Origin of the sequence: Cytobacillus sp. Hz8 (assembly GCF_042263505.1) — a bacterium.
Taxonomy (GTDB): domain Bacteria; phylum Bacillota; class Bacilli; order Bacillales; family Cytobacillaceae; genus Bacillus_BE.
In genome coordinates, this window is sequence record NZ_JBHKFI010000038.1 from 1 (window position 1) to 5568 (window position 5568).

The window sequence follows — 5568 nt, forward strand, 5'->3', positions numbered from 1 at the left end:
ATAACCCGAAGGTCGCAGGTTCAAATCCTGCCTCCGCAATCGCAATGGTCCGGTAGTTCAGCTGGTTAGAATGCCTGCCTGTCACGCAGGAGGTCGCGGGTTCGAGTCCCGTCCGGACCGCCATTTAAATAATTTGGTATTGGCTCAGTAGCCCAGTCGGTAGAGCACGACCAAATAAGCTGCGAAGCAAAAGCATCAGCACACAAAACGAACGGTTACTTGAATTGACTTCCTGAGTTTTGTGTGAAGGACGAAGTGAAATTATCTGTAGGTAAATATATTTATATGGCTCAGTAGCTCAGTCGGTAGAGCAAAGGACTGAAAATCCTTGTGTCGGCGGTTCGATTCCGTCCTGAGCCACCATTTATGTTTAAAAAGATGCGTGGCCTAATAAATCTTATATGATTAAGTAGATGCCGGCCTAGCTCAATTGGTAGAGCAACTGACTTGTAATCAGTAGGTTGGGGGTTCAAGTCCTCTGGCCGGCACCACTAAGATGTTAATTGTGATATAATAATTTTATATGTTAATATGGAGGGGTAGCGAAGTGGCTAAACGCGGCGGACTGTAAATCCGCTCCCTTGGGTTCGGCGGTTCGAATCCGTCCCCCTCCACCATTTAGGGGTATAGTTTAAAGGTAGAACGAAGGTCTCCAAAACCTTTGGTGTGGGTTCGATTCCTACTACCCCTGCCATTTATTGTGGCGGTCGTGGCGAAGTGGTTAACGCATCGGATTGTGGCTCCGACACTCGTGGGTTCGATTCCCATCGATCGCCCCATTATATTTTAAAAAGTTTATTTTTTAAGTGGCTCGTAAAGGGTTTCTTTTAAGGATATTCTTGAATAGAGTTTGTGGTTAGATATAAACGAATGTTGATTCGTTTAGGGATACTCTTGGATGTGGTTTGTGGTTATATTTTTATGAATGTCGAAACATTTAACTACAGGAGTTGTTCATAGAAGCTTTTTCATTTGCAATTAAATGTTTCTGCGATGATTATTCATGAAGCTTAATCGAAGAAGTGCTTCGTGGAGTTTATTCAATGGGCTATAGCCAAGCGGTAAGGCAACGGACTTTGACTCCGTCATGCGTAGGTTCGAATCCTGCTAGCCCAGCCATTATGCGGAAGTAGTTCAGTGGTAGAACATCACCTTGCCAAGGTGAGGGTCGCGGGTTCGAACCCCGTCTTCCGCTCCATTTTTTGTTTTTGGCGGCATAGCCAAGTGGTAAGGCAGAGGTCTGCAAAACCTTTACCACCGGTTCGAATCCGGTTGCCGCCTCCATTAAATTTTCATTTTTTTTGTTTATTTGCCGGGGTGGCGGAACTGGCAGACGCACAGGACTTAAAATCCTGCGGTAGGTGACTACCGTACCGGTTCGATTCCGGTCCTCGGCACCATTCTCATATATACTCAAGTCTTAACCATTTGGTTAAGACTTTTATTTTGGAATAGTTCCTCCATCAATTAATATCTCTTTTCTATTTCCTCCTTAAAATATGTGCAAAGAAAAATTGTACAGTATTTCCTGTTTCTAAGCATTTACTGAAATTTACTAAAATATTCCATTTTATGATTAAGACCTAGTTTTTTTTAACCCGATATTGACCATAATGGTTATATATATTTAAAGTGTTTGGAAATATCAATCACATCGATGAGATAATTCAGTCTAAGAATGATTTTTCTACAATAATGGAGATATCCAGCCCAGTCACATGTATAAAACATTTTTGCCATTCTCTTCTTAAATCAGCTTTTAACTAGGATAGTCCATTCGTTTTTATCATAGAGAAGAGATCAATATTGATGGTTACCAAGATTTTATAAACAAAAACATGAATGGCTCAGCTAAAGGGATTGGAACATCACAACATAATTTTCAGGTGCTTCATCATTTTGATTTCAAAGAGTAAAGAAAAAGAGGTTGAGGAAATTGTATGGAGATCGACTAAAAGAATTAAGATTGGAGCATGGGTATACGATGGAGGAGGTCGGGAGAAAAATAGGTATAAAAAAGTCAAGCTATGCCTCCTACGAATCAAAATATCGCCATCCTCCATTAGAAAAATTAATAAGTTTTTCTAAACTTTATGGTGTATCAGTTGATTATATTTTAGGACTTTCCAATGATAGAACCATGGATGCCTGTCTCCATAATCGTCTGAAAGAGGTGTGTAAAAAAAGAGGATACCAATGGGAAGGACAGGATATTCCTGATGAAGTGAGGGGGTTGTTGGAGTTTTTGTTGGAAGATGCAACCTGAGAGAATCCTTAATATTCAATCTTCGACGAAAAATGCAATGCCGCAAATTTGAATGCTCTTCGTTGTTTTGCTGTATCAGTCATAAAATGCTGTTAAATTGGATTTCATTTATTGATTATATGTTTTTTAAGAGAAAGGTTTATCTCTTTGAAAAACAGCGAAGCAATTGGTTATACTTACGTAACAGCTATCTATTGGAGGCATGAAGTGCTAGTTGCTTCTGCAAAAGAAAAGATTGGTACTTTTGAAGGAATATTAGAAGTGGATATGGGGTCGCTAAAAAATTTACAATGGCGGTATCCCGAATGGGAATAATAGTGGATATATATAGATATATCCTAATAGTAAAATAAGGATGAGAGATAAGAATAGTGAAATTATACTTCGAATGACTGATTTTTTATCATTATTCTTATCTAAAGTTAAACTGATCACTGCCAAAATAAACGATACCAAAAGAAAAGGTATAAGATAATATACCCAAGTTGTATTTCTATGGTCTGTTAATAGTAAGCACCAGATTATGAAAGCAATTACTGAGATCACGGTTATTCCAAAAGACCATTTATTGGCTAAGAGTATAAGCTCTCTCTTTTTTTGTATCATTCAGCATATTTATTCCCCCTTCCAAATATATCCTGTATTTTATTTTAATTTATCCCCTGTTTATCTTTCAAATAAGGATTCTTAATTGAACTGACCTGCTTAGTGTAATAGCTTCATCAAAAAAATTGGTTAGTTCTTCTTTGAAAAACTTCATTATTACCTGAATTAAGTTAATTAAAATATGAAAAAACAGCTAAAAATGCAATGGAATCTTGAACACTTGCACGATACTTTAAGTATATTTCTCCACATTGTGATAACTCCATCTTTGTTTTCTTTTATTTTTATATGTAGCCAATAAAGACCATATTACCTGACAGAAATGAAAAGGTGAATTGACATATTACATTGGTTTAAAACAGTACTTCTAATAATACATTTACAGAAATTCTCCAAAATAAAACAGACTAATCTAATTAATTCATCTTTTTTCTTTTATTTTATACTATGGATCTATATAAAAAATTATTTGACAAAAACTAATTCTGATGTTATATTATATTTTGTCACGTTAATACTATGCCGGTGTGGCGGAATTGGCAGACGCGCACGACTCAAAATCGTGTTCCTTCTGGAGTGTCGGTTCGACCCCGACCACCGGTATCGAAAAAGGCGGGAAAAAGCCTATAGGTTCAAGGGTTTAGGAGAATATCCTAAGTCCTTTTTCTTATGCTCCGAACACGATTCGAATAGCAAAAATCGTGTGCGTATAATCGTGTACGGTGGGGTGAGAAGTGAATAAAAAAAAGAAAAAATGAGAAAAAATTGCAGGAGAAAAGCAAGAGTGAAAGAAGAGGGGAACTGAGCAAAGAAGAGATACGGCTAATTTCTAATGATTTTTCGGAAATGAACTATTCCTTAGATGACCTAATTGAAATATTTATAGAGGATTGCGAGCTAAGGAATCTAAGGGAACACACATTGAAATATTATCGGAATGAATTAAACGCATTTAAAAACCTTTTACGTGAACTAAGGATTCCATTGCTTACAAATGAGATTTCTGGTGATGTAATAAAGCAAAATGTGATATTGCATATGAAAAAGAAGGGGATTAAGCCCGTTAGCCATCCATGAAGCGAAAAAATCGATGCTTCACCACAGAGAATGAAAATAGTAGTCCCTGGACATAACGAAAGTGCAGGAAAGAGGAAATCAGCGAAGACCAAGAAAGGAAACAAGTATCTAAGATCAGCATTAACCGAAGCAGCTCATTCTGTAAGAGGATCTAAAAACTACCTCGGAGCACTGTATAGGCGTACAGCATCACGAAACAAAGAGGAGAAAGGTTATTCATTAATCCCAGAAACAGATAAACTATCAGGTCTCGATTGGATTCAAGAGGTTTTGAATTTGTACTATGAGCATAGGTATGAAGAAGCAGAGTCTGTACTTTGTTATCAAAAAGAAAATGGTAATAGTTCACAGGATCTTATTTATCACTTGGCTTATGTTTCTTTTAATTTGAAAAGATATTACGACAGTCTAAATCAAATAGAAAAAATTGATATCGATAGGGTAGAGGCAATTCGAAGGGATGGATTTAAAGAAAATGTATTTTCTTTAAAGGCAAAAATTTATATAGAACTGAAGAAATATGACGAAGCAATGATGCTATATGAATATTTGACAAAAATGAATCCACATAATATTAATCTTCAATACCGGCTGGCAATCACTTATGGTTTAGTAAATAAGCCAAATAAAGCGATAAACTTGCTTGAAGAAATCAATGAAGAAACACCTGGGTTACTTTATATAGTAAAAAAATTAGGTCATGCTTATGATATGAAAAAAGATTTCAGTAAGGCTAGAGCCTATTTCAAATATGCTTTACAAATGGATCCAAACGATGAAATAATTCAAAATAGGTTAAAGGTTTATGAGCAGTATTTACATTTTTTATGTTGGAACAGTAGGAGATCGCGACGAAAGAATGTGAAAACAAATGGGTGATTTAAATAAAGTAAAGGAAATGATTGAGACTGACGAAAAAGTTGTGAAAACAAAAATCACTTTTTTACAAGATGGGAAACAGAAATATAGGTATTTGCTAGAGAAGTGGTGGGAAGAAAACACAGATAATTTTGCAACAATAATAATGCTAAATCCTAGTAAGGCTGATTCAATAAAAATGGACCTTACTATCATGAATGTGATGAATTACTTTGTGGATAACGGGTTGGGAGGCATGAAAGTACTTAATTTATTTTCTTTTATGTCGACAAATCCAGATAATTTGAAAGATCGTAATGAAGATTACGAAGCATTGAATTTGGAATATATAAAAGATGTATTCAAGGATTCAGAAATAATAATTATTGCTTGGACAAGAGGTGAAAAGATAACTGAAAAGAGAAAATTAAAAGAAACACTAAGTTTGTACTCAGATAAATTAAAGTGTTTCAAAGATAATAAAGGAAAAATAATGAGGCATCCAAGTAGAGGGTTTAACAATAAGTGGACATTAGTTGACTACGGGTTTGAAATTGAGGGGCTTTAACTTTATAGAAATAATAAATTTAGAGTTACTTCCCGCATTACTATTTTTGATGTGAGGATTAATTTCTGGGAGTGTAATATTAACTGTGTAAGTAAGGAATGCGTACGATTCCATACTCACACAGTTTTTTTGTTTGATAGAATAATAAGTATAAAGCTAAAGGAGTGTTTTCAATGGGAAAATTGAAAAGAGA

4 protein-coding genes, 11 tRNA genes and 1 pseudogene are annotated in these 5568 nt (G+C 35.5%); all 16 read left to right on the plus strand.

Annotation, left to right across the window (positions count from 1 at the left end; all coding sequences use genetic code 11):
• The first annotated feature begins 46 nt into the window (after nt 1–46).
• The 16 genes and pseudogenes from ACE38V_RS23085 to ACE38V_RS23160 all read left to right on the plus strand — a co-directional run bounded on the left by ACE38V_RS23085 (nt 47) and on the right by ACE38V_RS23160 (nt 5375).
• Nucleotides 47–123 (plus strand) — tRNA-Asp (locus ACE38V_RS23085).
• 164 nt (nt 124–287) lie between these two features.
• Nucleotides 288–363, plus strand: a tRNA-Phe gene (locus ACE38V_RS23090).
• Nucleotides 364–415: 52 nt separating this feature from the next.
• A tRNA-Thr gene (locus ACE38V_RS23095) sits at nt 416–491 on the plus strand.
• Between the two features lie 42 nt (nt 492–533).
• A tRNA-Tyr gene (locus tag ACE38V_RS23100) sits at nt 534–617 on the plus strand.
• A 3-nt stretch (nt 618–620) separates the two neighbouring features.
• Nucleotides 621–694 (plus strand) — tRNA-Trp (locus ACE38V_RS23105).
• Nucleotides 695–703: 9 nt separating this feature from the next.
• Nucleotides 704–779: transfer RNA gene (locus ACE38V_RS23110), tRNA-His, on the plus strand.
• Nucleotides 780–1044: 265 nt separating this feature from the next.
• Nucleotides 1045–1119: transfer RNA gene (locus tag ACE38V_RS23115), tRNA-Gln, on the plus strand.
• Nucleotides 1120–1123: 4 nt separating this feature from the next.
• A tRNA-Gly gene (locus ACE38V_RS23120) sits at nt 1124–1198 on the plus strand.
• A gap of 12 nt (nt 1199–1210) precedes the next feature.
• Nucleotides 1211–1284 (plus strand) — tRNA-Cys (locus ACE38V_RS23125).
• A gap of 27 nt (nt 1285–1311) precedes the next feature.
• Nucleotides 1312–1400: transfer RNA gene (locus ACE38V_RS23130), tRNA-Leu, on the plus strand.
• A gap of 536 nt (nt 1401–1936) precedes the next feature.
• Nucleotides 1937–2266, plus strand: a complete 330-nt coding sequence (locus ACE38V_RS23135) for a helix-turn-helix domain-containing protein (protein WP_375845094.1) — start codon at nt 1937–1939, stop codon at nt 2264–2266.
• Between the two features lie 147 nt (nt 2267–2413).
• Entirely contained in the window at nt 2414–2581 is a 168-nt protein-coding gene (locus ACE38V_RS23140) for a hypothetical protein (protein WP_375845096.1), read from the plus strand.
• A gap of 812 nt (nt 2582–3393) precedes the next feature.
• Nucleotides 3394–3475, plus strand: a tRNA-Leu gene (locus tag ACE38V_RS23145).
• Between the two features lie 519 nt (nt 3476–3994).
• Nucleotides 3995–4144 (plus strand): annotated as a pseudogene (locus ACE38V_RS23150) (transposase); the annotation flags it as partial.
• Nucleotides 4145–4336: 192 nt separating this feature from the next.
• Nucleotides 4337–4828 carry a tetratricopeptide repeat protein gene (locus tag ACE38V_RS23155; protein ID WP_375845100.1) on the plus strand — a complete coding sequence of 164 codons (492 nt, stop codon included), beginning with the start codon at nt 4337–4339 and terminating at the stop codon, nt 4826–4828.
• Entirely contained in the window at nt 4821–5375 is a 555-nt protein-coding gene (locus ACE38V_RS23160) for a DUF1643 domain-containing protein (RefSeq protein ID WP_375845098.1), read from the plus strand. Before ACE38V_RS23155 ends, ACE38V_RS23160 begins: the two co-directional genes overlap by 8 nt.
• Nucleotides 5376–5568 lie beyond the last annotated feature (193 nt).

Coding starts and splice junctions, on each gene's coding strand:
- ACE38V_RS23160 (WP_375845098.1), top strand. CDS start 4,821: ATGGGTGATTTAAATAAAGTAAAGGAAATGATTGAGACTGACGAAAAA.